Below are 22,400 nucleotides of genomic sequence, written 5' to 3'. Positions count from 1 at the left end.
GTTTTTTATTATTCTTCAGCGATACCGCGCCATTTGCGAATGACTCGCGTAAAATAAGCCATTGCTACAATTACAAACAGAATGTTGAAATAGTTGATAGGTACGAGGTAATCTTTTAAAAATTGAATCGTGGGGTAATACGGTGTGTTTACGTATGTAGAATGATAATTATAGCTCAAATCTTTTAGGATCTCTAAAACGAGATAATAGACAAACATCCAAAACGAAGGGGTGACCCAAAGCAGAATATTGATCATTATACCCGATATTTTCTTGCTTTCTTTTTTGATTGTAGTTCGGATAAAATAGAAATACGCTGAAAATAATAGGAATAGTATTGCTATGGCATAACTATAATCACTGTTGATCAAGGCGGTAAAAATTCCGGATAAGATGTTGAAGATAATCACAACAACCAGCGCAATCAACCATTGTTTGCCTGAGGTAACACGGAAACTGAAGATTAACAACGACAAGCCCAAAGCAAAGTAGAGTGGAATTAAAAGTGAAGTAAGGTTCATGTCCGGACTCACATAAGCGTTAACCATGCGGTTGTAGTTGTAATCCAAATAATCATGCGGGACATAATGTCTATAATACTCTCGCGCTTCATTGTCGACATTGATTATGTACTTGTTGATGGAATCAAAACGGTTATTAAAATTGTATTCATTTTGAATATAGACACCATCATCTTGTTTAGGCCCAATAGTGTTTAAGGTCTCAAAATCGGGATTTTTTACCAATAAGGCATACCATTCTTCGGGTGTTACATTACCTTTTAGATTGTGCTCTTTGGCAATCGCTAAATAGGCTTTCATAACATTTATAACCGAATCTTTCTTTTGATCAATGAGCCAATTTTGAATCTTTAAACGGCGCAAGGAATCGGTAGGTTGGTCAAAAAAGGAGTAACTGTCAATGTTTTTATTGAGTAAGGAACCCGTGCTATACTTTTTGCCACGGAGATAAAAACAATGACAATCCTTTATAGAATCAGTAGTTTCAACGACTGCAGCAGATTCCACAGCTACAGCAGTTTCGGTGACGACATCCCCTTCGTAAGTTTCTATTGTATTGTGAAAACTATAGGAACCTTCAATGAAAAAGGAAGCTTCACTCAATATCGCCGCTCGTTTGCGTAATTCGTCTTCGGAATAATAGGAGCGAATTTTGACTTCTTTTCCATAAAAGAAAGCCGGAATGAATAAGCTCATCCCAAACAACATTCCAAAAAGCAATAGCCATTCTTTGTAAAGTTGCCCTGGTTTAACAGGGTAAAAGGCTTTGAACGCATTATTTTTGAAATAGTTCACTAACCATAGAATTAACAGCAATAAACTGATGGCAATAGCTAAAAAGATGAACGAAATATTGTTTTCGTAATGGTAGTTATTTTCATATTCTTTAAAATCAATAAATTCGGTGATAAAACCCAATCCAAAGGATAAAATATTCAAAATAACAAGAATAATTACCGCAGGAACCACCCGTAAATTCCATAGTACAGGGTGTTTTAATAACCTATTTTTTTGTATCGATTGAAACATAATGATCAAATTTAAGAAACGAAGAAACGACGCGTTGAATTGGAAATATTACGGAAATACGTCAGCGGAATTTGCCGGTCAATACTATGTTGTAAAAAGGCATACACCGTAATGTTTTCTGGGAATGTTGCAATGAACGTACCGCCGTTGAATTGCAAGGCAACCAATCCAAGCGGTTGAAATAATTCGCCCAATTCCCGTTGGGATAACAACGACTCAAACTCTATAATCAGTTCGTTCTGACTAATCGCAACGGTTTCTTCAGAAGATTCGTGTAAGTTTTTCTGCTTGCCGTGTTTCAAGAAAATCACTTGATCGGAGGTTTTTTCAACTTCATACAATTGCTGCGAACTCAACACAATCCCAATCGGACGAAACGGCGATTTGGCAATGGATTTAAAGTCTTCCAATACCGTTTGCTGGGCCAAAATATCCAAGTTGGCCAAAGGTTCGTCAATCAACAATAATTTGGGTTTTCGCAAAAGCATACGCGCCAATTCGAACCGCATTTTATACCCTGAAGACAAACTTTTCCAAGCATGGTGTTTGAATTTACGCAAGCCCAATCGGGTGATAATTAAATTGACCAAATGCTCGTTCTCCTCAGGGGCATAACCGTATATGGTGGCAGTAAATTGTAGATTTTCAAACATCGACCCGTACCAGGTATCCGTCCGCTGTGGGATGTACACCAATTGAGTGCGTAGTGCATATAAATCGGTATACGGGAAGTGATAGGTAATGCTCCCGCTGCTGGGATGCAATTCGCCACAAAGACTTCGCAATAAAGTCGTTTTTCCATTTCCATTTTCACCGACAAGACCTAAGATTTCACCTGCATGTAGCTTGAGTTGTATCGGACCCAATCCGAAGGCACCATGGCCATAATTTTTAACCAAATCGCTTGCACTCACCAATACTTCACGGGGAGCTAACGGTTTATCTTTTAAAAAGGCATGCAATTCAGCGAGAAGTTCCCGGTAGCGAGCAGTCTTTTCCTCAGCTGCATTTTCATTGTAATCCAACCAATCCAAAAACGCATTGGTTTTTTGATAAAATGAAAGATTTTCGGTGTCTAATGTCAAATCAACAATACGTTTGGTCAACAACGTATAGTCTTCAAACTTCAAGTAATCTTCGATTTCCTGAAATTGTTTTTCAAATTCATTCATATAGTGGCTTAAAATTTCGTTGTAACATTGAGTAAATTACAGTATCCCAAAAACGACCGTCAAAATATTCATTTTCAAGGATATGGGCTTCTTTGACAAAGCCAAGTTTTTGCAATACTTTTTCTGATGCCGCATTTTCAGGGTCAATAACCGCTTCCACAGAATGCAGCTGCATGTGCTCAAATCCGTATTTTAAAATAGCGGTCACGGCTTCGGGAACGATGCCTTGGCCATGGGCTTCGGGCAAAAGCATATAGCCAATTTCACTTCTAAAATTCTCGGGTTGGAGGCGGTAATGTCCCAAAACACCGAGTAATTTGTCTTCACCTTTTCTTGTAATAGCCCAATTAATGCCCAAGTTTTCTTCAATTTTGGAGTCAATCATGTTAAAATGTTCGATCGCTTCTTCTTTTGTAGTTACCAAAGGTCTCGGAATATAGAGCATCACGTTTTTATCCCCACGCAAGGCGAGTAATTCTGGCCAATCGGACTCCCGAACACGACGCAGAATAAGTCGGGAGGTGGTTAAAACAGGAAAAGGAGTGAAAGAATAGGCCATAAAATATAAATTGGATGAGGTGAATTTAGTTAAATAGGGTTGAATTTGCCGTATTTTTTTATTTATTTGTTTTTTCTAATTTGTATAAGCATGAAGCTAAATTTTAAAACTCCTTTAATGGTGGGTTTATTGTGGGTTACGGCAACTATGTCGGCTCAACAACAACGCCCAGAATCGGTGTACGATTACAACGAGGCCTTTGGTAACAATTTTTATACCAAAAACGGAACAGATACCCGTTCGGCGAGTGGTCAACCGGGGCCGAAGTATTGGCAAAACCGTGCCGATTATGTCATTACAGCATCATTAAATGCTGATAAAAAAGAAATTACCGGCTCTGAAGTGGTTACCTATACCAACAACAGTCCGGACAAACTGGGATTTCTTTGGTTGAATTTGGATCAGAATTTATTCAAAAAAGATTCCCGTGGGAATGCTGTAATTCCCTTGAAAGGAAGTCGGAACGGTGCTAAAGGGCAAGACTTTGACGGTGGTTTTACCATCAAGTCGGTTAAAGTGGTGACCACAGCAGGTGGGAAATCTTCTGAAAAAGAAGCAAAATTCACCATTACGGACACTCGCATGCAAGTACAATTGCCACAAGTGATGGCAGCGGCAGGTGCAGTGGTCAAATTAAAAATTGATTTTTCGTTTGTTTCTCCCGATTATGGTTCTGACCGTATGGGGGTTCTGGAAACCAAAAACGGCCGCATTTTCACTATGGCCCAATGGTATCCCCGCATGTGTGTGTATGACGATGTACGCGGATGGAATACCTTACCGTACCAAGGTGCCGGTGAGTTTTATTTAGAATATGGCGATTTTGACGTGACAATAACTACACCCGCTAACCATATTGTAGTAGGTTCGGGCGAGTTGCAGAATCCAGCTGAGGTATATACCGCAGAGCAGATGAAACGTTGGAATACTGCGAAAAATAGTGAATCTACCGTTATGATTCGCACCGCCGATGAGATCACAAGTGCGTCTTCTCGACCCGCAGGTAAATCCACGTTAACTTGGAAATTTAAAATTAAAAATTCCCGTGATTTCTCATGGGCTTCTTCGCCAGCCTTCATCATTGATGCCGCGCGTATCAATTTACCGAGCGGTAAAAAATCCTTGGCTATTTCGGCATATCCAGTGGAAAGTTCGGGGCAAGATGCTTGGGGCCGTTCTACAGAATATACCAAAGCTTCCATTGAAAATTACTCCAAACGTTGGTATGAATATCCCTATCCTGCGGCTACCAATGTAGCGGGTAATGAAGGCGGAATGGAATATCCCGGAATCGTTTTTTGTAGCTGGGAGTCCAAAGGTGCCGATCTATGGGGCGTGACGGATCACGAATTTGGGCACATTTGGTTCCCGATGATTGTGGGTTCGAATGAGCGTCTTTTCGCTTGGATGGATGAAGGGTTCAATACGTTTATCAATACCTTGAGTTCGCAAGATTTTAATAAAGGGGAATACCGCCAACCGAATGACGATATGCAGGCAGCGGCATCGATGTTGATGAATCCGGATATGGAACCGGTAATGGCAGCTCCGGATAATTTAGCCGAAGACAATTTAGGTATTTTAGCGTATTACAAGCCCGGTTCCGGACTTACGATGCTACGTCATATTTTAGGTGAGGAGCGCTTTGATTTTGCTTTCCGAACTTATATTGAACGTTGGGCTTTCAAACATCCCCAGCCGGATGATTTCTTCCGTACCATGGAAAATGTGAGTGGTGAAGATTTAGGTTGGTTATGGCGCGGTTGGTTCTACAACAATTGGATGGCCGATCAAGCGATTAAAAAAGTACGCTATGAGAAAAATAATCCTGCCAATGGAGCCATTGTTTCTATAGCCACTTTAGAAAAACTTCCAATGCCTGTAATTGTTGAATATACGACGGTTTCCGGGAAAAAAGGACGCATGAACTTGCCGGTTGAGATTTGGAAACGCAATACGAATTGGACCTTTAAATTGCCATCGACTGAGGAATTAGCGACTATAACTTTGGATCCCGATCATATTTTTCCAGATATAAATGGTGAAAATAATGTTTGGACGTTAAAAAAGGATGGCATTACGAAAACCAAAGATTACAGCGCCGTAACGGGGAATTATTCTAGCGAATTGATTCCGTTGAAAATCGTTTTAGGGGATGAAGATGGCAGTTTAACATTGAGTGCACAGGGGCAACCTACAATCCCGTTAGTGGATAAAGATAACGGGTTGTTTACCTTTGAGCAAGCGGAATTGTCCATTCAATTTACAGAAGACAAGCAAGGTTTTGTATTAACGGTAGGTAAGCAAAGTTTTGGCTATACCAAAGACAAATAAAAAAAGAAAGCCCTCTCTAATTGAGGGCTTTTTTTATGGGTAAATTAGTTGGCTTTTTTTCGAAGAATAATGGCAGCCAAAAGGGTGATGATAATTCCAATAGGCAGAATCTCCATCAAGGTCATGCCAAAGCGATAAAACGGATTTTTATAATTTTCGGCCATTTCCTGCATCTTTTTAATTTGTTCCGCTAATACAGCAGGATCTAGATTGGATGCGTTCAATTGCTCGATTTGTTTGGCTGCAAACTTGTCCATAAAATCAGGGAATACGAATTGATATTCGATCATCCATACGACAGTGTAACTTAAGGAACCAATCAAGGCAATAATCGCCCCGATTTTCAGTCCGTCTATGAAAGAAAGCACACCGCCATTTTCTTTTTTATATTTTTCCAAAGCCAAGAAAATGGTGGCAAATCCGACTAGCATACCCGCAAAACCAAGGGTTAGGGATAAAGGGTCGTTGTCCATTTTTATAAACAATACCGTGGAGGCAATCATAAAAAGAACAATAATTATAGCCGCTATTGTGCTATACTTGTAAATAATAGATTTCATAGTTTGTTTGTATTGGTTATCAAAGTGAAAGTACGAAAAAGGATGAAATATTAGCGGTTTTCTTCGCGCACTACTTTTGTTTTCGCTACAATATCATACCATCCCGAGCGGTTCCGATTAAAAACAATCCAGAAAAAACCAATTCCAAATAGGAGCATAGAAACAATTTTTATCCCGTTCCGTTGGAGACTTTGCAGCATAGTAATAGGTTCGCCATACCCATTGACAACTTTAATCCCCATGATTTTTTTCCCCCACGTGCCTTGCCAGTTCGAACATTCCAAAAGAAAAGAGACTAAAATCCACCCTCCAAATACGGTAAATCGCACGGTTTGTTGGATGGCATAATACTGTTCGGGATTGGATTTCATCAGGGAGACATCCAAAACCGAAATGTGCAGTATTTTTTTTGAAAATAAGACAACGATCAGGAGTAGGGGTACCACATCAAGAATATAGGCTACAAAACGACGCGGAATTGAAGCTGAAGAAAATAAGTTGTATTCCATTATTACTTAGTTGGTTTTACATTGTTTTTGCTAAGGAATCTATTCGATGTTGAACACCCCATTCCACCATAGTATCTAAAACACTACTCAATCGCAATGCAGATTCAGTTAATTCATACTCTACCACCACGGGGGTGCTGTCGATTACTTTACGTGTAACAATGCCATTTATCTCAAGTTCTTTCAATTCTTTGGATAACATTCGAGGAGTAATCTTTCCAATAGTTCGCTGGATTTCCCCAAATCGTTTTTTTTGGAACAATAAGGATCCAATTATAGGAAGTTTCCATTTTCCATTAATCGCATTTAAAGTGTCGTTGATTGCCAAGACATAATTGATAGGACAAGCTTTTATAGCGCCAAATCGGTGTTCTAATTCAGTCATAAAATAGTGCTTTGTATACTAAAGTATAGTACTATACAAAAAGATACTACTATATTTTGTATAGCAAAGGTAATTAATTTTGTATAAGAATTTAAAAATAACAACCTATGAAATTAATTACAGGCGCTACCGGACAGTTGGGTGGTGCAATTTTAAAAAACCTTTTGCAAACGGAAGAGGCTACTTCATTAGCAGCATTGGTTCGCGATACCTCTAAAGCAGAAGAATTGCGTCAAGCGGGTATTTCCATTCGTCAAGGCGATTATTTTGATGCCGCTAGTTTAGAAAAAGCATTTCATGGAATATCCCAATTGGTCTTGGTTTCTTCCAATGATTTTGAGGATCGTTTAGGGCAACACCAACGCGTGGTAGATGCAGCGGTCAAGGCAGGTGTACAACATATTTTGTACACTGGAGTTTCCTTAAAAAATATTGATATTTCTCCATTAAAGCCTTTATTGAATGACCATTATGCGACTGAAGCGTATATCCAAGCCAGTGGATTAAACTATACCTTTTTACAGCATACATTGTATGCAGAGGTTATTCCCCTGTTTTTAGGTCCACAAGTTTTTGAAACTGGCGTGTTTTTTCCTGTGGGTGACGGTAAAGTGCCGTTTGTAACACGCACAGATTTAGCCGCTGCTATTGCTCAACTTTTACGAACGAAGGGACACGAAAATAAAACCTATCGGATGACGAACAACCAGCTTTGGGGTTTTGCTGAAATTGCAAAATCAGTAAGTGATTTAGCAGGGAAAGAAATCCCATTTATCAGTCCTGAGGCTTCTGTTTATGAGGAAGTATTACGAAATGCGGCTTTGCCCGAAGAAATTATCCAGATGTCCTTGGGTTTTGCGGCTGCAATTGCGCACCATGATTTTGAAGAGGTATTTCCAGATTTGGAACAAATTTTAGGACGCGCTCCTGTTGATTTGAATTCGTATCTAAAATCTGTTTATTAAAAGCTAAGTTTAGAACCCCGATTTACTCGGGGTTTGTTTTTATAAATTCATGTTGTAATAAACCAAATACCAACGAATCTTCGTATTGGTTTTGGGTATAATAATGGGCCCGCAAACAACCTTCTTCCCGGAATCCCATTTTTTGAACCAACCGTTGCGAAGCGATATTGTCCCGACCTATAAAGGCTTCAACCCGTTGCAATTGTAAGCTAGTGAAACCAAAGTGCAACACAGCGGCCAGGGCTTCTGTCATGATTCCTTGTTGTTTGTAAGCATCGTCATATAATCCATAGCCGATCTCTGCACGTTGATGGTCCAAATACCAGGTATGAAAGCCACACCATCCGATGTAATTCGAACTGGTTTTTGAGCGTATTAGAAAAAGAAGTAACGATTTATTGGCCGTTTCGTAGCCTTTTTGCGCCCGAACTTTCTCTTTCTGAATCCGGTCAAAAGACAAATTCCATCGGGATCGTACTACTTCTACCGAGTCGTGAATGAACTGCTGTTGGTATTCCTCAGCCGTAACACTTTCCAATAGTAATCGTGATGTTTCTAATTGCTTATTCATTGAAATTTCAAAATATTCTTCTGTTCGAAGTTACAATTTTTTGGTACTATTGATTGAATTTGAGAAATGAAATCATGGTAAACTTCTTTCTAGGGGTTTTGTTTTGGTTTTGTTTTGGTTTTGTTCGGAACATAGTGCGATTAACCCAGTAGTTCCGTGGGTGGGTCCGAAGCGCTTCCGAACAAAACCCGAACAAAGGTGCAGCGAATTCGGAACCCACCCGTCAACAATGGTCAAAAGCCGTCAATTCCAGTCAATACTGTTCAAACTACTATTTGGATTAGTGAATATAACTTTTGAAAAGTAATTTAAGGAAAGAAAAGCCATTCAATAGATTTAGTAATAAGTGAAATAATTTCCATAATCCTAAAAATAAGCGACTCAAAAAATGAATTTATCAACACGAAATCGTTTTCGAAAATGACTTTTTTGGTTAGCAAAAGGGTTTCCAGTAATTTAGAAGTTAGAAATAGTTTTTCCCTAACTTGAAATCAAAACGACTATGAAAAAAAATTTACTTCAATTATGGCTATTATTGGTCTTTGTGATTACTGGTTATCAATCGGCATTTGCACAACCCAGTGGGTATGCTTGGGACCGATTGGGGCTGGGTAATGTAGTGTTGTCAAACAATACGCCAACGAGTGGAATTTTGTCCAATACGACGCAAGCCACTACGGCCAACAATTATTATCTTATCCAATGGGATAGTTATGCCAACAAATGGTACAATACATCTACGCCGTATAACCAAGAATTTACCTTAACATGGGGGGGTGGGAGTTTTAACGGACCCAATGCTGCCTTTGCTGTGGCACCCACACTGAATCGTTATTACACGATGCAAATTCGTGGTTTGGCCTATGCGAATCGTCAAGCTGTGGTGATGGAAACGACCAATGCACCTGTATCTTTCCATGCTACTGCATCAACTGCGGTAAGCAATCCAGGCACGGTTTGTTCGGGTACAGCCGCTACAATTACAGTGAATTTAGCAGGAGCAAAGTCGGCACAAGAACGCGTATTTATTCGTTACAGTAGTGCAGCTAATTTTTCAGGTTCCAAAGTTGTCGAAGCAACGGGTACAGGTTCCAATTGGTCGACTGCAACCGCAGTAATTCCGGGGAGTGATAATACCTCAGGAACAATTTACTATTATGCCTACACCACTACAGTAGCTGCCACCAATTCTTCAGATCATGATTTGATTACTTTGCGCTATGGAAATAATGGCGGATCGAATTATTCGTATTCCATTACACCCAATCCGGGTTTTGTGAATACTCAATTTCCAGGTTCGGTTACTGTGTGTCAAGGTTCAAATTTTGATGCCTATGGACAAATTTATGTGGCAGGATTGACAGAAGCTGCCGGACAAGGTTCGGGTATCGTGGCACAAATTGGCTACAATAGTTCTAATACAAATCCAAATACATGGACCAATTGGACAACAGCACCTTATTTTGGTCAGGCAGGTTCGGGAAATAATAACGACGAATACAAGGCCACATTCGGGAGTGCTTTGGCTCCTGGGACCTATTATTATGCCTTCCGATACAGTATCAATGGCTGCGCTTACTACTATGGTGGGTATAGCGCCACAGGTGGTGGGACGTGGAATGGGACATCCAATACGAGTGGAGTACTCACGGTTCAACCGAGCTTTACCTATTATCAAGATGCTGATAGTGACGGATTCGGAAATCCAGCTGTAAGTCAGGTAGCCTGTTCACAACCTGTAGGATATGTTACCAATTCATCAGATTGTAACGATGCACAACTGCAATATGTTGATAATGATGGCGACGGATTTGGTTCGACTACCCTTGCCGCTTGTGGAGTTTCAAATAATACGGATTGCAACGATAGTCAATTGCGTTATGCGGATGTAGATGGCGACGGATTTGGGTCGACGACTTTAGTAGCTTGTGGAGGTGTAACCAACAATTCGGATTGTAATGACAACCAATTACGTTATGCGGATCTAGATGGCGACGGATTCGGTTCGACAACCCTAGTGGCTTGTGGCGGTGTATTGAACAACACCGATTGTAATGATAACCAATTGCAATATGCCGATGTAGATGGTGACGGATTTGGTTCGACAACCCTAGTGGCTTGTGGCGGTGTATTGAATAATACCGATTGTAATGATAACCAATTGCGTTATGCGGATCTAGATGGTGACGGATTCGGTTCGACAACCCTAGTGGCTTGTAGCGGTGTATTGAATAATACCGATTGTAATGATAACCAATTGCGTTATGCGGATTTAGATGGTGACGGATTCGGTTCGACGACTCTTGTGGCTTGTGGCGGTGTATTGAACAACAACGATTGTAATGATAACCAATTGCGTTACACTGATGCAGATGGTGACGGTTATGGTACATTACCTTTAGTAGCTTGCGGCGGTTCAACATTTAATACGGATTGTAACGATGCAGTTGCCTCTACTAATCCAGGTGCTGTAGACGTTTGTTACGATGGTATTGACAACGACTGTAACGGTAACATCGATAACATCGGTTTACCAGGTGGTTGTACACCAATCTATTCGGTTCCAGCGGTTACTGTTCCTAACTCAACCATCAGTTATGGTGCATCTATCATTACGAGTTTAGTGGCGAATGCACAAGGATACCGTTATGTGGTTACCCGTGTGAATCCAGCCGATGATACGCCAATGTCTGCTCCAGTAACTGTGGATATGGGTATGCGTAACTTGTTCTTGTCTAACTTGTCTAACTACGCATATGGTGCGAAGTTTAAAATTGAAACTACGGTTCGTATCAATAACGTATGGCAACCGAATTACGCGCCAGCATTCTACGTATTTACGCCAACACCGTTAAGTACAGTGGCTGCTTGTGGTACTCAAATTTCGAATACGACTACGCAAGTTGCCAGTTCGGCTGTTGCTTTAGTATCGGTTTACCGTTATCAAGTACAACGTTTGGATGCAAGTAACAACGTATTGAGTACACAAGTAATTACAAGTGGATTACGTTACTTCTCATTCGAACAAGTAACCGATTTCCGTTACGATGCTAACTACAGCGTATCGTGTGCGATCCGCAACTTAGACGGTGTGTTTATGACTTACGGTCCTGCATGTACTGTTCAAGCACCTAAACATCCAACCAGTGAAGTTCGCGCTACACAATGTAACGATTATCAAGTGTTGAACAATAATGAATTTATCTATGCGAACTTAGTTCGTAATGCCGTTCAATACCGTTACCGTTTGTATAATATTGATCAGGGCTATGACTATAGTGTAGACAGAAATGCCAACTTCTTCCGTTTATCGGATTTCCCAGGTTTAGTTCCAGGAGAAACGTATTCTGTTCAAGTAGCAGTGAGCATGCCAGGTCAACCTGACTTTGGACCTTTCGGAAAAACGTGTACTATCATTGCTCCAACTGCAGCTCGTACCATCGAGGATACACAAGCAGCTGAAGTAATTAGCTTCGAAGCGACGGTTTATCCGAACCCATTTGCAGAGAACTTCTATTTCAAAGTTAACTCAGGGAGTACAGCAGATTATACAATTCAAGTGTATGATATGTTGGGTAAAATGGTGGAATCAAAAACCGTTTCATCCGATTCAGTGGAAAGCACAGAAGTAGGGGCTAACTTCCCAGGAGGGGTTTACAATGTAATCGTAACGCAAGGTGAGAATATCAAAACACTGCGTGTGATTAAGCGATAAATCATCTTTTATAAATTTAAAAAGGGAGTTCGAAAGGGCTCCCTTTTTTTAAATTATAAATTTTAAATTATAAATTTTGAATTATGAGTTTATGGAGTAAAGTCTTTCTTCTTTCAAAAGAGTAATCAAAGCATTACTATCCATTTTCTTATTAGGTTCATTTTTTTATTTAAAATAGTTCAATTAAGAATAATAAGTCGCGCGAGGGGTGGGAGTGGAAATCCTTGGTGGAGCGCAGCGGAGCCAAGATTGCAACAGACGACCCGACCCGTAGCAAGGGGTTGCTTTTTACTTCGCTCATCACGGGTCGCGCCATAAAAAAAACCTAACCCACACCGAAGTGCACGTTAGGTTTTCAAATCAACCAACCTTTTTATTTTTACTTATTGATTGCGGAAGACCAATTTACCATCGAAGCTATCCAGTAAAATGATGCTGTCGGTGGTGATAGTTCCGGCTAAAATTTCTTTGGACAATTGGTTCAAAACTTCGCGTTGGACCACTCGTTTTACAGGGCGTGCGCCAAACTCGGCATCGTAACCTTTGGTCGCCAAATAATCCACCGCCTCGGGTGTGGCATCCATGGTGATGTGTTGTTGCGCCAACATTTTGGTCACTTGTTTCAACTGTAAGTTGACAATTTGACGAATGTTGTCCTGGGTCAACGGCGTGAACATCACGATTTCATCAATGCGGTTCAAAAACTCGGGACGCACCGTTTGTTTGAGTAAGCCCAGCACTTCGACTTTGGCCAATTCAGCAGCCGTTTCTACACTTCCTTTGAGGTTTTCAAACTTCTCTTGGATGATCGTACTACCCATATTCGATGTCATGATGATGATCGTGTTTTTGAAGTCAGCCAAACGGCCCTTGTTGTCGGTTAAACGTCCTTCGTCCAAGACTTGCAACAAGATGTTGAAAGTATCGGGATGTGCTTTTTCAATTTCGTCCAACAACACTACACTGTACGGTTTTCTGCGCACGGCTTCGGTCAATTGGCCGCCTTCGTCATAACCTACATACCCGGGAGGCGCACCGACCAAACGGCTCACGCTATGGCGTTCTTGGTATTCGCTCATATCAATACGGGTGATGGCATTTTCATCGTCAAACAAGTATTCGGCGAGTGCTTTGGCCAATTCGGTTTTACCGACACCGGTAGTTCCTAAGAATAGGAAGGAACCAATCGGTTTTTTGGCGTCTTGTAATCCGGCCCGACTGCGACGCACCGCATCACTTATGGCGGCAATCGCTTCTTCTTGACCCACAACGCGTTTGTGGAGTTCGTCCTCCAATTTCAACAATTTCTCGCGTTCGCTTTGTAGCATTTTGGTCACGGGAATCCCGGTCCATTTGGCTACAACTTCCGCGATATCATCATGGGTAACCTCTTCTTTGATTAACGAATCGCCCTTTTGATTTTCTTGCAATTGGATTTGTAAGGCATTGAGTTGTTCTTGCGCTTCTTTGATTTTACCATAGCGCAATTCGGCCACCTTACCATAATCACCTTCTCGTTCGGCCCGCTCGGCTTCCAGCTTATAGTCCTCGATGCTTTGTTTTACATTTTGGATGTTTTCTACGACTTCTTTTTCCGACTTCCATTTGGCGAAAATCTCATTGCGCTCTTCTTTTAAGTTGGCCAAATCCAAGCCCAATGACTTTAATTTGGTTTCGTCTTGTTCGCGTTTAATAGCTTCAATTTCGATTTCCAACTGCATGATTTTACGATCCAACACATCCAATTCTTCGGGTTTGGAATTGATTTCCATACGAAGTTTGGAAGCCGCTTCGTCCATTAAGTCGATGGCTTTATCGGGTAAAAAGCGATTGGTAATGTAGCGCTGTGATAATTCCACCGCTGCAATAATCGCATCGTCTTTGATACGCACCTTATGATGCGTTTCGTATTTTTCTTTGATACCGCGCAAGATAGAGATGGCACTCTCCGTATCAGGTTCGTCCACATTGACCTTTTGAAAACGGCGTTCGAGTGCTTTATCTTTCTCAAAATACTTTTGGTATTCGTCCAAAGTGGTGGCACCAATGGCTCTTAATTCACCACGAGCTAATGCCGGTTTTAAAATATTGGCCGCATCCATTGCGCCTTCACCACCGCCTGCACCTACAAGGGTGTGGATTTCGTCAATAAAAAGAACGATATCGCCTTCGGCTGAAGTCACTTCTTTCACTACGGATTTGAGGCGTTCTTCGAATTCCCCTTTGTATTTCGCTCCCGCAATTAGGGCACCCATATCGAGGGAATAAACGATTTTATCTTTCAAGTTTTCAGGTACGTCACCATCGACAATACGGTGGGCGAGCCCTTCGGCGATTGCTGTTTTTCCTACCCCGGGTTCGCCAATCAACATCGGGTTGTTTTTGGTGCGGCGGGTGAGGATTTGCAAAACACGTCGAATCTCTTCGTCACGACCGATGACAGGGTCGAGTTTGCCGGTTCGGGCTAGTTCGTTGAGGTTTTTGGCGTATTTATTCAAGGCATTGTAGGTTTCTTCGGCTGAGGCAGAAGTCACGCGTTCGCCTTTGCGTAATTCAGCGATGGCAGCTTCAAGTCCTTTTTCGGTAACGCCTTGGTCTTTTAGGATTTGTGCGACTTTACTTTTGGTTTTGAAAATGGCCAAAACGAGGTGTTCGATGGAAATGTATTCATCGTTCATTTTTTTGGCGATAATTCCCGCTTCGGTCAGAGCCGTATTGGCGTCACGCGACAGCATGATTTCACCACCTGATACTTTGGGGAAGTTTTGTAGTGTACTGTCGAGGATGCGTTGGAACAACTCGACATTGACGTTGAGCTTTTTCAAGAGAAAAGGCGTAACATTTTCATCGACCTCCAGAATCCCTTTGAAAAGGTGTTCGTTTTCGAGTTGTTGGTGTCCAAAAGCTTGTGCAATTTGTTGGGCTTGTTGCAAAGCTTCTTGGGACTTGATGGTTAAGTTTTTTAAATTCATTGTTAAGTTCTCCTTTGTGTTGTGGAATAAACGTTTTGAAAACGTCAATACGTACTCGTCAATAAACGTTCCATTGGGTTTTGGCTGTCAAATTGGCTGAAAACCAGTTTTCTTTCAAATTTTTTTACTGTCTTTTTGACGTGAAACACAAGCCTTAATGTCTGCAACCTAATCCTCAATTTTTTGTAATTTTGAAAAAAAAGATTATGAGTTTATTTGGATCTTTATTTGGCGGCAATGCAGCTGAACCCTCTTCAAATATCAATTGGATTGCCTTAACGGATTTAAAGGATTTAGAGTCGATGATCCAAGAATCTTTCGAACATCCAGTAGTCGTTTTTAAGCACAGTACCCGTTGCAGTATCAGTCGGATGGCATTGCGCCAATTTGAAACCGATTGGAATTTGGACGGCAAAATCAAGCCTTATTTTTTAGACTTGTTGGAATACCGACCGATCTCCAATGCGATTGCCGAGCGTTTGGGCGTGGTGCATCAATCGCCGCAAGTGATTGTGATCAAAGGAGGGCAGGCGGTGTATGATGCTTCTCATGAAGGAATTAAAGTGGAAGCGTTGCAGGATTTTGTGTCATAGGATTCGAAGCACGGTTCGTGACATTTAGCCCCGATTGAAGTGGCATCCCCCGATTTATCGGGGATATAACGGAAAGCGGGTGAGACGCGAAAGAATGTCGGAATTTGTGCTACAAAACATAAAAAAAGCCCCAATTGAGGGGCTTTTATTGTTATAGGATAATCGATGGTTCTTGTTGGCTCAAACAATGGAAACTGCCGAGACCCCAAATGAGGTCGACGGAGTTGATGCCTACCACACGGCGGGTAGGGAAGCATTGTTGGATGATGTCCAATGCACGATCGTCGTTTTTCAAATCTTGGAACGTGGGAACAATAACCGTTTCATTGGAAATATAGAAATTGGCATACGAAGCGGGTAGGATTTGGTCCTCATAAATCACCGGTTTCGGCATGGGGAGTTCGACCACATTCAATTGCTTGCCGTTTTCCAAACGCATTTGGTGCAACAATTTCAAGTTCTCTTGAAGGATTTCGTAATTCTCATCGTTTTTATTTTCTTCCACTACGGTCAACACGGTATCTTCATTGACAAATCGGGTGATATCGTCAATATGGCCGTCGGTATCGTCACCGATGATGCCGTCACCAAGCCAGAGAATATGATCGACTCCATAATAATTGTGGAGGTATTCTTCAATTTGGGCTTGGTTCAAGTGCGGATTTCGGTTTTCGTTGAGTAAACAAGCGGTAGTGGTCATTAACGTGCCACGACCGTTGAATTCTACGCTGCCCCCTTCCATGACAATGCCGGGGTTGAATACAGGTAAGCCAAGTTTTTCACCGATTTTCGTCGGAATCACATCATCCAAATCGAATGGAGGGTATTTACCGCCCCACGCATTATAGCCCCAATCCACGATGGCTTTTTTGGCTTCTGTTTTGTGCAGAAGGAAAGCCGGACCGTGATCGCGGCACCAAGCGTCATTAGTGGGATGATGATAAAAGGTGATACGTGCCCAACGGCTGGCGAAATCGCTGATGGTTTGGGCGTATGCGGAAGTTTTAATTTTAGTTTCTGCGAACGATTGCATCGCAGCATCGGCTACGTTGATGCATACGCGTTGGTGCGAAGCCACTTGCAAAATGAACTCGGCATAGGGGTCAAAAATGGTATGAATTTTACCCGGCCACGATTCCTCTTTATGCGGCCACGAGAGCCAAAGTGCGTCCTGTGGTGCAAATTCGGCAGGGAAATAATAGCCTAAAGCTTGGGGAGTCGCCAAATTAGTCTTCATCAATAAAACGTTTGGTGATTGGAGCGTAGCTATCAATTCGGCGATCGCGTAAGAAAGGCCAGTGCATGCGGAAATAATCCGATTGGTTTAAATCGAGTGGCACGACTGTAGTTTCTTCCTGATCGTGGGTGCCCAAGTATAACAATTTACCTTGACCGTTGGCAACAAAACTACCGCCCCAGAATTTCATAGCACCGTTTTGTTCAAAGCCCACACGGTTCACGCTCACAACGGGAACACCGTTGGCCACGGCATGCGAGCGTTGGATGGTTTGCCATGCGTTGTATTGGTCTTGGTTGGTTTCTTCATCTTGATCGGTCGCCCAGCCGATAGCGGTAGGGTAGAACAAGATTTCGGCCCCCATCAAAGCCGTGATACGACTCGCTTCAGGGTACCATTGGTCCCAACAAATGAGGATCCCGATTTTGGCAAATTTGGTTTGGAAAACTTTATAGCCTAAATCACCGGGGGTAAAATAGAATTTTTCGTAAAAGGCCGGGTCATCCGGGATATGCATTTTTCGGTATTTTCCAAGGTACGATCCGTCGGCATCGAGAACCGCGGTAGTGTTGTGGTAAATTCCGTGAGTACGTTTTTCAAAAAGAGAAGCGATAATCACAACACCCAATTCCTTAGCAACTTCAGAAAGTGCATCGGTACTGGGTCCGGGAATGGCTTCTGCGAGTTGGAAGTTGTCGTAATCTTCCACATCACAAAAATATAAGGAAGTAAATAATTCCTGAAGACAAACTATTTGGGCACCTTTTTCGGCTGCCACACGCACTTCGCGAATCGCTTTTTCAAGGTTGGCTGCTTTGTCGTTTGAACACGTCATTTGCACCAAGCCTACATTTACTTTTGACATAGTGTTTGAAAAATTTTTGCAAAAATAGGGAAAAATAAACCAACAGAAAGGATTTTCTTTGGTTTAGCAATCGGGTAAGACTACTTGTATTTGGGATTGTTTCGTTGACGTTCGGGAAAAATTATGGTATAGACAAAACTCAAAATCGCGGTTACGATATAGTTGAAAAATGTAGGGTATACTTGATATCCATCAGCCGCTTCATCGGAGAAAAAGAGTTGGAAGAAAAATCCGCTATCATCATATTCACAGGTGGGACAGTAAATGATGGTACAAACTACAAAATTCACGAGATTTAAAAGCACCAAAACGGCAACGAAAATGATCAGTTTACGAATCGAAATCATAGTTTTTGTTTGAGAGTGTATTTCAAATATACAAGAAAATTGGAAGTTCATGAAACTTCGATAATAAAAAAGAAAACCCCGACGGAACGGGGCTTGTTTTATTTTCGAATTCGGTGTTGGGAAATGATTTCTTTGAGTTTGTTTTTGACACTTTGCCCAGAATCGGCTACCATTTGTTCGTTACTTGGAAAAGGAACAGCCACATTTTCAAAATAGGGCAGGTAATTGCTTTCACAGGCTTGTTTATTGCCTTTGTATTTGGCGTAAATATGTTCGAACACAAATTCGCTACTCAAAGGGAAAGTATCTAACAATTGGTTGTTTTTAAAGTCGATGTAATCAATTTTAGCAGTGACTTGTACGGATTTCAGTTGGCGAAACTCATAGATCGTTGCCGTTACGGTGCGCATATCATCCACCATAACAAAATTACCTTGTTGGTCTTTGATAGGATTGCCATTAGCATCTAATGCCTTTTTTTGTCCGACTTTAACTAGTTTTTCTTTGACAAATTCTTTTTCCTTCATTTGTTCGGGAGAAATGGCAATGTTGCGAAAGTTTACAATGATACCATAATCGTAGGTAACGCCTTTAATTCGGTTGCTGTGGTAAACCGTCCACGGATCATTTAGACCAAATGTACTAAAGTCCAATAAGTCATTTTCCAGACGAATCGGAATGACCATATTCGTTTCATTTTTAGTGTAGACACTTACATAATCTGTTCCCTTTTGACGCGCTTCTTCCATCAATTTATCGGCATCTTTGAAACCTGGTGATAATTGTTGCAAGTATTTCAAATCCTCATAAGCTCTGCGGAAATTCATTTTATCACGAGTTGCTAATAAGGCTTTGGAATTATCGTACAAACGCTTGGCTAATGCATTTTTACTGCTTACGATTTGATCGGAGTAATCTTCAAAGGCAAAATTGGCTTGACGGTTACCATTCAATACTTTTAGTGGGAGAATGGGTTTGATCAACTCTTGACGGTTGTGGAGTGCTAAATAGGTGTTATAAATCTTTTCAGCATTGGACGGATTGGCATCTTTGAACCAAAGGGAAATGTTTTGCAAGTCGCGTTCTTTGGCTTTGGCAAAGGCTTCCTCTAAAAATAGTACATAGTCTTGCTTTCCTTTGGCATCTTTACGATTCCGTAAATTTTCGACAGCAATTTGAATGGCTTCGTCATAGTTTCCAGAAGTTAGCGCATCCCTCGTTTGCTGCACGCCACAACTGAGAGTGATAAAAAGTAGACTAAGTAAAAGGGTTAGTTTTTTCATGGTCAATTACGATTTAAGCGGTAAAGCGGGTAACAGTTTGCTCGCACATTCGCCAAAACCAATGCGGATCGTATCGTTTTGGCAATAACCGCGAATGATCACTGTGTCGTTGTCGTTGATAAATTTTCGTTCTGAACCATCTTTCATAGTTAGTGGGTTTTTCCCACCCCAGGTGAGTTCGAGCATCGATCCGAAACTGTCGGGTGTTGGTCCCGATATTGTACCACTTCCCATCATGTCGCCAGCATTGATACGGCATCCGTTAATAGTGTGGTGGGCCAATTGTTGAGCCATCGTCCAGTACATGTATTTGAAGTTGGAACGCGACACTACAGTTTCCTCTAAATTTTCAGGTTGAATAGCTACTTCGAGTTGGATATCAAAGGCACGATTTCCCTTTTGTTGTAAGTAGGGAAGAGGTTCTGGTTTTTGTTCCGGACTCGCCACACGGAAGGGTTCGAGAGCATCCATCGTTACAATCCAAGGTGAAATAGACGATGCAAAGTTTTTAGCAAGAAAAGGTCCGAGTGGGACATATTCCCATTTTTGGATATCACGTGCACTCCAGTCATTAAACAATACCATTCCAAAAATATAGTCTTCCGCTTCGTTAACGGGAACATTTTCTCCCATGATATTCGCATCGGTGGTAATAAATGCCATCTCAAGTTCGAAGTCTACGAGTTTTGACGGACCAAATACGGGGGTGGTTGCATCAGCGGGTAATGTTTGTCCAAGTGGTCTGTGCACTGGAACTCCTGAAGGAACGATGGTCGAACTGCGACCGTGGTAGCCTACAGGGATGTGAAGCCAATTGGGTAAAAGAGCATTTGCGGGATCGCGGAACATCATGCCAACATTGGTGGCGTGCTCTTTACTACTGTAAAAGTCGGTATAATCACCAATTTGCACAGGTAAAAGCATTTCAATATCATCAATATGAAAAATGACTACTTTTTTGTGTTCAGCGTTGTCACGCAACTGACTATTGTTAATTTCAAAAATATCGGAAAGTCGGTTTCGAATTTGGCGCCAGGTTTTCTTTCCATAAGAAATAAAATCATTGAGCGTATCTTGAAGAAACATATCGTCGGGTAGGTCGATACCTTCAAAATACCCCAATTGTTGGAGCGCACCCATATCGATGGCAAAATCACCGATACGTGTACCAATGGTGATGACATCTTCTTTGGTTAAGAAGACACCGAAGGGAATATTTTGTATAGGGAAATCACTGTTTTCTGGTACAGAAAGCCAGGATTTGCGGGAAGGATCATTTGCATATTGTGGCATAACACGTTGTTGATTTGTTGTTGAAAAATTTACAACCAAATATAGACCTTACAATCTATTTGACAAACAGAATTTGTAATTTTGGGGTGCTTTAATGAAAAATCCTTAAAAAATGCAACGAGACGAACAAATCTTCGATTTAATTCTGGACGAACAGGACAGACAACAACATGGTATTGAATTGATTGCTTCCGAAAACTTCGTAAGTGATCAGGTAATGGAGGCTGCAGGCTCTTGTCTGACAAATAAATATGCGGAAGGATATCCGGGAAAACGCTACTATGGTGGTTGTGAAGTAGTCGATATCGTTGAGCAAATTGCTATTGATCGTGCCAAAGCGTTGTTTGGTGCCGAATATGTGAATGTACAACCCCACTCGGGTTCACAAGCGAATACAGCAGTATTTGCCGCTTGTTTAAAACCGGGTGATACGATTTTAGGATTTGATTTGTCGCATGGTGGTCACTTAACACACGGTTCGCCGGTTAACTTTTCAGGTAAATTATATCGCCCTGTATTTTATGGTGTCGAACAAGAAACAGGTGTGTTGAATTACGACAAAATACAGGAGATTGCAACCAAAGAGCAACCTAAAATGATTATTGCGGGAGCTTCTGCTTATTCAAGAGATATGGATTTTAAACGCTTTCGCGAAATTGCGGATAGTGTAGGTGCACTTTTGTTGGCGGATATTTCTCACCCGGCAGGTTTAATTGCAAAAGGATTGATGAATGACCCCATTCCGCATTGTCATATTGTAACCACAACTACCCACAAAACCTTGCGTGGCCCTCGTGGTGGTATGATTATGATGGGGAAAGATTTTGAAAATCCTTGGGGCTTAACCACTCCAAAAGGGGAAATCCGAATGATGTCGCACGTGTTGGATATGTCCGTTTTTCCAGGTAATCAAGGCGGACCGTTAATGCACATTATCGCAGCAAAAGCGGTAGCGTTTGGTGAAGCTTTGTCGGATGAGTTTTTTAGATATACCGTTCAAGTCCAAAAGAATGCGCAAGCGATGGCAGCTGCTTTTATCAAACGCGGTTATAACATCATTTCTGGAGGTACGGATAATCACATGATGTTGATTGATTTAAGAAACAAAGGAATTAGCGGTAAAGAAGCTGAAAATGCTTTAGTTAAAGCTGAAATCACAGTGAACAAAAACATGGTTCCTTTTGATGATAAATCACCTTTTGTGACTTCAGGAATTCGTGTGGGGACACCTGCTATTACTACCCGTGGTTTGGTTGAAGCCGATATGGAAACTATTGTTGATTTTATTGATCGTGTATTAATGAATCCGAACGATGAAGCGGTTATTGAACAAGTAGGCGATGAGGTGAGCGAAATGATGGGTGAGCGAGCCATGTTTGTATTCTAAATAGAGTTAATAACTTGAAATATGTTTTTGATAACTTGTTCATAACATATTGTTCAGTGTTAATAACATGTTAATAACTACCTCTGTTGACTCATATCAGCAG

Annotated in this window: 18 protein-coding genes; 5 read left to right on the top strand and 13 right to left on the bottom strand. The window is 41.4% G+C overall.

Features of this window, described 5'->3' with window-relative positions:
• Window positions 1-8 precede the first annotated feature (8 nt).
• From OLM45_RS11435 to OLM45_RS11425, 3 genes are read right to left on the bottom strand one after another with little or no spacing between them, the layout of a single operon-like run.
• On the bottom strand, window positions 9-1,550 hold the full coding sequence (locus tag OLM45_RS11435; protein WP_264510279.1) for a hypothetical protein: 1,542 nt from the start codon (window positions 1,548-1,550) through the stop codon (window positions 9-11).
• Between the two features lie 11 nt (window positions 1,551-1,561).
• A complete protein-coding gene (locus OLM45_RS11430; RefSeq protein ID WP_264510277.1) occupies window positions 1,562-2,722 on the bottom strand; it encodes an ATP-binding cassette domain-containing protein in 1,161 nt (386 codons plus the stop codon).
• Window positions 2,715-3,281 carry a GNAT family N-acetyltransferase gene (locus OLM45_RS11425; protein ID WP_264510275.1) on the bottom strand — a complete coding sequence of 189 codons (567 nt, stop codon included), beginning with the start codon at window positions 3,279-3,281 and terminating at the stop codon, window positions 2,715-2,717. The genes OLM45_RS11430 and OLM45_RS11425 overlap by 8 nt, the downstream gene beginning before the upstream one ends.
• Before the next feature lie 90 nt (window positions 3,282-3,371).
• On the opposite strand from OLM45_RS11425, the gene OLM45_RS11420 reads away from it, so the two are divergent.
• Window positions 3,372-5,615, top strand: a complete 2,244-nt coding sequence (locus OLM45_RS11420) for a M1 family metallopeptidase (protein WP_264510273.1) — start codon at window positions 3,372-3,374, stop codon at window positions 5,613-5,615.
• 44 nt (window positions 5,616-5,659) lie between these two features.
• On the opposite strand, the gene OLM45_RS11415 is transcribed toward OLM45_RS11420, so the two are convergent.
• The 3 genes from OLM45_RS11415 to OLM45_RS11405 are packed head-to-tail and all read right to left on the bottom strand — an operon-like array spanning window position 5,660 to window position 7,069.
• The gene (locus OLM45_RS11415; protein ID WP_264510271.1) at window positions 5,660-6,175 is read right to left on the bottom strand and encodes a DUF4199 domain-containing protein; all 516 of its coding nucleotides are present in this window, start codon (window positions 6,173-6,175) and stop codon (window positions 5,660-5,662) included.
• Between the two features lie 50 nt (window positions 6,176-6,225).
• Window positions 6,226-6,684 (bottom strand): RDD family protein, encoded by a 459-nt coding sequence (locus OLM45_RS11410; protein ID WP_264510269.1) that lies wholly within the window; start codon window positions 6,682-6,684, stop codon window positions 6,226-6,228.
• 16 nt (window positions 6,685-6,700) lie between these two features.
• Window positions 6,701-7,069, bottom strand: a complete 369-nt coding sequence (locus OLM45_RS11405) for a winged helix-turn-helix transcriptional regulator (protein ID WP_264510267.1) — start codon at window positions 7,067-7,069, stop codon at window positions 6,701-6,703.
• Between the two features lie 107 nt (window positions 7,070-7,176).
• Here OLM45_RS11405 and OLM45_RS11400 point away from each other — a divergent pair, with 107 nt between their 5' ends.
• A complete protein-coding gene (locus OLM45_RS11400; RefSeq protein ID WP_264510265.1) occupies window positions 7,177-8,034 on the top strand; it encodes an SDR family oxidoreductase in 858 nt (285 codons plus the stop codon).
• Between the two features lie 22 nt (window positions 8,035-8,056).
• Here OLM45_RS11400 and OLM45_RS11395 read toward each other — a convergent pair whose 3' ends face one another.
• Complete coding sequence (locus OLM45_RS11395; protein WP_264510262.1) at window positions 8,057-8,605, bottom strand: GNAT family N-acetyltransferase; 549 nt, start codon at window positions 8,603-8,605, stop codon at window positions 8,057-8,059.
• A gap of 502 nt (window positions 8,606-9,107) precedes the next feature.
• Between OLM45_RS11395 and OLM45_RS11390 the strand changes: the two genes are divergently transcribed.
• Window positions 9,108-12,320 carry a T9SS type A sorting domain-containing protein gene (locus OLM45_RS11390; RefSeq protein ID WP_264510260.1) on the top strand — a complete coding sequence of 1,071 codons (3,213 nt, stop codon included), beginning with the start codon at window positions 9,108-9,110 and terminating at the stop codon, window positions 12,318-12,320.
• A gap of 383 nt (window positions 12,321-12,703) precedes the next feature.
• Here OLM45_RS11390 and clpB read toward each other — a convergent pair whose 3' ends face one another.
• A complete protein-coding gene (clpB, locus tag OLM45_RS11385) occupies window positions 12,704-15,292 on the bottom strand; it encodes an ATP-dependent chaperone ClpB (protein ID WP_264510258.1) in 2,589 nt (862 codons plus the stop codon).
• A gap of 206 nt (window positions 15,293-15,498) precedes the next feature.
• On the opposite strand from clpB, the gene ytxJ reads away from it, so the two are divergent.
• Window positions 15,499-15,885: a bacillithiol system redox-active protein YtxJ gene (gene ytxJ, locus OLM45_RS11380; RefSeq protein WP_264510256.1), complete on the top strand. Its 387-nt coding sequence runs from the start codon at window positions 15,499-15,501 to the stop codon at window positions 15,883-15,885.
• A 151-nt stretch (window positions 15,886-16,036) separates the two neighbouring features.
• Here the strand turns inward: ytxJ and OLM45_RS11375 are convergent, their stop codons facing one another.
• The 5 genes from OLM45_RS11375 to fahA form a co-directional block, all read right to left on the bottom strand.
• The gene (locus tag OLM45_RS11375) at window positions 16,037-17,122 is read right to left on the bottom strand and encodes an agmatine/peptidylarginine deiminase (RefSeq protein ID WP_264510254.1); all 1,086 of its coding nucleotides are present in this window, start codon (window positions 17,120-17,122) and stop codon (window positions 16,037-16,039) included.
• Window positions 17,112-17,987: a carbon-nitrogen hydrolase gene (locus OLM45_RS11370; RefSeq protein ID WP_264510252.1), complete on the bottom strand. Its 876-nt coding sequence runs from the start codon at window positions 17,985-17,987 to the stop codon at window positions 17,112-17,114. The genes OLM45_RS11375 and OLM45_RS11370 overlap by 11 nt, the downstream gene beginning before the upstream one ends.
• 80 nt (window positions 17,988-18,067) lie before the next feature.
• Window positions 18,068-18,334, bottom strand: coding sequence for a hypothetical protein (locus OLM45_RS11365; protein ID WP_264510250.1), 267 nt, complete (start codon window positions 18,332-18,334; stop codon window positions 18,068-18,070).
• A 98-nt stretch (window positions 18,335-18,432) separates the two neighbouring features.
• Entirely contained in the window at window positions 18,433-19,617 is a 1,185-nt protein-coding gene (locus OLM45_RS11360) for a hypothetical protein (protein WP_264510248.1), read from the bottom strand.
• Between the two features lie 6 nt (window positions 19,618-19,623).
• Entirely contained in the window at window positions 19,624-20,910 is a 1,287-nt protein-coding gene (gene fahA / locus OLM45_RS11355; protein WP_264510246.1) for a fumarylacetoacetase, read from the bottom strand.
• Window positions 20,911-21,022: 112 nt separating this feature from the next.
• On the opposite strand from fahA, the gene glyA reads away from it, so the two are divergent.
• Complete coding sequence (gene glyA / locus OLM45_RS11350) at window positions 21,023-22,297, top strand: serine hydroxymethyltransferase (RefSeq protein WP_264510244.1); 1,275 nt, start codon at window positions 21,023-21,025, stop codon at window positions 22,295-22,297.
• The last annotated feature ends 103 nt before the right edge of the window (window positions 22,298-22,400 follow it).

Source organism: Flavobacterium sp. N1719 (genome assembly GCF_025947045.1).
Lineage (GTDB): Bacteria > Bacteroidota > Bacteroidia > Flavobacteriales > Flavobacteriaceae > Flavobacterium > Flavobacterium stagni.
Note: the sequence above shows the minus strand (reverse complement) of the source record. Positions and strands in the feature narration are given on the sequence as shown.

Bases quoted from the DNA above. Each gene is read 5' to 3' on its own strand.
- OLM45_RS11400 (WP_264510265.1), top strand. From the start codon at position 7,177: ATGAAATTAATTACAGGCGCTACCGGACAGTTGGGTGGTGCAATTTTA.
- OLM45_RS11430 (WP_264510277.1), bottom strand. From the start codon at position 2,722: ATGAATGAATTTGAAAAACAATTTCAGGAAATCGAAGATTACTTGAAG.
- OLM45_RS11370 (WP_264510252.1), bottom strand. From the start codon at position 17,987: ATGTCAAAAGTAAATGTAGGCTTGGTGCAAATGACGTGTTCAAACGAC.
- OLM45_RS11405 (WP_264510267.1), bottom strand. From the start codon at position 7,069: ATGACTGAATTAGAACACCGATTTGGCGCTATAAAAGCTTGTCCTATC.
- glyA (WP_264510244.1), top strand. From the start codon at position 21,023: ATGCAACGAGACGAACAAATCTTCGATTTAATTCTGGACGAACAGGAC.
- ytxJ (WP_264510256.1), top strand. From the start codon at position 15,499: ATGAGTTTATTTGGATCTTTATTTGGCGGCAATGCAGCTGAACCCTCT.
- OLM45_RS11395 (WP_264510262.1), bottom strand. From the start codon at position 8,605: ATGAATAAGCAATTAGAAACATCACGATTACTATTGGAAAGTGTTACG.
- OLM45_RS11425 (WP_264510275.1), bottom strand. From the start codon at position 3,281: ATGGCCTATTCTTTCACTCCTTTTCCTGTTTTAACCACCTCCCGACTT.
- OLM45_RS11415 (WP_264510271.1), bottom strand. From the start codon at position 6,175: ATGAAATCTATTATTTACAAGTATAGCACAATAGCGGCTATAATTATT.
- OLM45_RS11390 (WP_264510260.1), top strand. From the start codon at position 9,108: ATGAAAAAAAATTTACTTCAATTATGGCTATTATTGGTCTTTGTGATT.
- OLM45_RS11360 (WP_264510248.1), bottom strand. From the start codon at position 19,617: ATGAAAAAACTAACCCTTTTACTTAGTCTACTTTTTATCACTCTCAGT.
- OLM45_RS11435 (WP_264510279.1), bottom strand. From the start codon at position 1,550: ATGTTTCAATCGATACAAAAAAATAGGTTATTAAAACACCCTGTACTA.
- OLM45_RS11365 (WP_264510250.1), bottom strand. From the start codon at position 18,334: ATGATTTCGATTCGTAAACTGATCATTTTCGTTGCCGTTTTGGTGCTT.
- clpB (WP_264510258.1), bottom strand. From the start codon at position 15,292: ATGAATTTAAAAAACTTAACCATCAAGTCCCAAGAAGCTTTGCAACAA.
- fahA (WP_264510246.1), bottom strand. From the start codon at position 20,910: ATGCCACAATATGCAAATGATCCTTCCCGCAAATCCTGGCTTTCTGTA.
- OLM45_RS11420 (WP_264510273.1), top strand. From the start codon at position 3,372: ATGAAGCTAAATTTTAAAACTCCTTTAATGGTGGGTTTATTGTGGGTT.
- OLM45_RS11410 (WP_264510269.1), bottom strand. From the start codon at position 6,684: ATGGAATACAACTTATTTTCTTCAGCTTCAATTCCGCGTCGTTTTGTA.
- OLM45_RS11375 (WP_264510254.1), bottom strand. From the start codon at position 17,122: ATGAAGACTAATTTGGCGACTCCCCAAGCTTTAGGCTATTATTTCCCT.